The 2978-nt window shown below is 77.4% G+C and carries 3 protein-coding genes and 1 pseudogene; 2 read left to right on the forward strand and 2 right to left on the reverse strand.

The window, feature by feature from the left end; all coding sequences use genetic code 11:
- Positions 1 to 80: 80 nt before the first annotated feature.
- Together ACFV0G_RS37720 and ACFV0G_RS37725 are read right to left on the reverse strand one after the other, a co-directional pair.
- Positions 81 to 809 (reverse strand): annotated as a pseudogene (locus ACFV0G_RS37720) (SseB family protein); the annotation flags it as partial.
- Between the two features lie 34 nt (positions 810 to 843).
- A complete protein-coding gene (locus ACFV0G_RS37725) occupies positions 844 to 1221 on the reverse strand; it encodes a hypothetical protein (protein ID WP_380557852.1) in 378 nt (125 codons plus the stop codon).
- A 173-nt stretch (positions 1222 to 1394) separates the two neighbouring features.
- Here ACFV0G_RS37725 and ACFV0G_RS37730 point away from each other — a divergent pair, with 173 nt between their 5' ends.
- Together ACFV0G_RS37730 and ACFV0G_RS37735 are read left to right on the forward strand one after the other, a co-directional pair.
- Positions 1395 to 1715, forward strand: a complete 321-nt coding sequence (locus ACFV0G_RS37730) for a hypothetical protein (protein WP_380557855.1) — start codon at positions 1395 to 1397, stop codon at positions 1713 to 1715.
- A gap of 23 nt (positions 1716 to 1738) precedes the next feature.
- Positions 1739 to 2953, forward strand: a complete 1215-nt coding sequence (locus tag ACFV0G_RS37735; protein WP_380557858.1) for an alanine racemase — start codon at positions 1739 to 1741, stop codon at positions 2951 to 2953.
- The last annotated feature ends 25 nt before the right edge of the window (positions 2954 to 2978 follow it).

Below are 2978 nucleotides of genomic sequence, written 5' to 3' on the forward strand. Positions count from 1 at the left end.
GTGCGGTCCCGGCACCGGCCGGGGACCGCACGCCCCTCGTCGCTGTCGTCCCGGCGGCACGCCCCCGCGGGGCCGGCCGGGTAGAAGGGATCCCCGGGCAGGCCCTCGGGGAGGACCGCCAGCTGCAGGCCGCGGTCGAGGCGGACCCGCAGCACCGGGTCGGCGGCGAGGCCCGCGGCGAGGCGCTCGACGGCGCCGCGCAGCCCCTCCTGGTCCGTGCCGGGCGCGGGTACCAGCGCGAGCACGGCGTCCGCGTCGGTGTCCGGGCGCAGATAGCCCTCGGCCACCACCGGCTCGGCCGCCAGCAGCGCCCGCAGCGCCCCGTGCACCTCCGGGTCGGCGACCGGCCGCAGGTAGCGGCGGTTCTCGGCGACCGCCCGCAGCCTCGCCCCGGCGAGCCGGAAGGCGACCGGGCCCGCGGGGTCGACCAGCAGGGTGTCCGCCCGCTCCGAGTACGCCACCATGGCCGCCTGCGGGGCGGCCACCGGCGCCGGTCGGGCATCCGCGCGCCAGCGGGCCATGGTCTCCAGCGAGGTGAAGGCCGGCAGGGCCCGGCGCCCGTCCGCGGCCTCGACCACCGGCACCGCCATGTCGCTGGTCTTCTCGTGCCGGAGCCCGTTCTCGTCCGTCTCGACCTCGCCGAGCAGCGCGACGATCGGGACCATCAGGCGGCTCGCGGTCAGCGCGTCGAGCAGCTCGGACTCCAGTGCCGGGTCCTCGGACCAGGCGGTGAGGGCCGCGGCGAGGCGGGGGTCGGCGGTGCCGTCGTCGTCGGCGAAGCCGGGGTTCGGAATGTTCTTGCGCTCCACCCGTCGAGGGTATGCCACCGGGCGCGCGGGCTTCTCAGACGGTGCTCACCCCGGCCTCGGCCGGGTCCGGGACACCCGGCCCAGGATCACCGGCATGACCTCGGCCCGACGGGCCCGCACCACGGGGCGCCGACGCCGGCGCCGGATCCGGCGCGCCGCCCTGCTGCTGGTGCTCGCCCTGGCCGCGACCGGGGTGGTGCTGCACCGGACGCGCTCGGCCGCCGTCCGGCACCCTGTCGGCGGCCGGGGCCGCCTCGCCCGCCGCCCCGGCCACCGCCTCGGGGACGGGCGCCGCATACGGGGCGGACCACTTCGCCACCGCCGGCATCGTCACGGTGGACATCCTCGCCGCCCTGCTGCGGCAGACCGGCGGCGAGCTGACCGCGGCGCAGCGGTCGGCCGCCGCGCTCATGATCGAGAACCGCGACAACGACGCGGCCACCGAGCTGTCCGGGGCGATCGGCGGGGCCGACGGGCCGGACCCGCGCCAACGACGCCTTCGGGCCGACCTCCACGACGGCGGGCACCGACGGGTACCGGGGGCTCACCTCGACCACCGCCGCCGACCAACTGCGGCTGCTCCAGGTGGTGTTCGGCACCGACGACACTCTGGACGCGGACTCCCGCAGCCATCTGCAGGACCTGATGGGCAGGATCGCCGCCGACCAGGACTGGGGCGTCTCCGCGGCCGACGAGGACGGCGACGCCCGGCTGCAGAACGGCTGGCTGCCGCGGACGGCCGAGGGCGCCTGGGTGGTGAACAGCATCGGCCGCGTCGTGCACGGCGGCCGCGAGCCGCTGGTCGCGGTGCTCAGCGACGGGTCGGCGACCGAGGAGGACGGCATCGCCCTGGTGGAGTCGGCGGCGTCGGGCAGCCTGGCCGGGACCGCCTCTACCCAGCAGTAGCCGCGGTGTGGCACCCTGCCGCCATGGCCACCGACCTCGTCGCCCCCGGCTCCGTCCTCGACCGCGCCCGCCTCGACCGGGCGACCGCGCACCTCGACGCGCCGCTGGCCGTCGTCGACCTGGCGGCGTTCGACGCCAACGCGGCGGACCTGGTCCGCCGCGCGGCCGGGAAGCCGATCCGGGTGGCGAGCAAGTCGGTGCGCTGCCGGGCCCTGCTGGAGCGGGTGCTGGCGATGGACGGCTTCGCGGGCATCATGTCCTTCACCCTCGCCGAGTCGCTCTGGCTGGCCCGCGCCGGGCACCGCGACATCCTGCTCGCCTACCCGTCCGCGGACCGGGCGGCCTTCGCCGAACTGACCGCCGACCCGAAGCTCGCCGGGGCGGTCACCGTCCTGGTCGACGACCCGGCGCAGCTCGACCTGATCGACGCGGCGCGCGGCGGGACGGAGACCGTCCGGGTCTGCCTGGAACTGGACACCTCGCTGCACCTGCTGGGCGGCCGGCTGCGGGTCGGCGCCCGGCGCTCCCCGCTGCGCACCCCGGAGGAGGTGGGCGCGCTCGCCGAGCTGGTGCAGACCCGCCCGGGCTTCCGGGTGGTCGGCCTGATGGCGTACGAGGGGCACATCGCCGGGGTCGGCGACCGGCTGGACGGGCGGCCGGTGCGCTCGCGGATGGTCCGGCTGATGCAGGCCCGCGCACGGGCCGAGCTCGCCGCGCGGCGGGCGGCGGTGGTCCACCGGCTGCGGCAGGTGGCGGAGCTGGAATTCGTCAACGGCGGCGGCACCGGCAGCGTGGAGTCGACCGTCGCCGAGGCGGCGGTCACCGAGGTGGCGGCCGGGTCGGGCCTGTACGTCCCGCGGCTGTTCGACAACTACCGCTCGTTCCGCGGCCGTCCTGCCGCGCTCTTCGCCCAGCCGGTGGTTCGCCGGCCTGGCGTCGGCGTGGTGACGGTGCTGGGTGGCGGCTATCCGGCCTCCGGGCCCGCCGGGGCGGACCGCTCACCGGTGCCGTACCTGCCGGCGGGCCTGCGCTACGACCCGCAGGAGGGCGCCGGGGAGGTGCAGACCCCGCTGCTCGGCGCGGCCGCCGACGACCTGCTGGTGGGCGACCGGGTGTGGTTCCGGCACGCCAAGGCGGGCGAGCTCTGCGAGCGGTTCGCCGAACTGCACCTGGTGGACGGCGACCGGGTGGTGGAGACCGTCCCCACCTACCGCGGCGAGGGCCGGACGTTCCTCTGAGAGACCGCGGCGCCGGGCCGGACTC

Source organism: Kitasatospora sp. NPDC059571, from assembly GCF_042735675.1.
Taxonomy (GTDB): Bacteria; Actinomycetota; Actinomycetes; order Streptomycetales; family Streptomycetaceae; genus Kitasatospora.

What these genes read in the sequence shown, in the direction of transcription:
- ACFV0G_RS37725 (WP_380557852.1), bottom strand. Translation starts at nt 1,221, where the DNA reads ATGAGCGCGGCGGCCGACCGCTGCGCCGCGGTCAGCTCGCCGCCGGTC.
- ACFV0G_RS37735 (WP_380557858.1), top strand. Translation starts at nt 1,739, where the DNA reads ATGGCCACCGACCTCGTCGCCCCCGGCTCCGTCCTCGACCGCGCCCGC.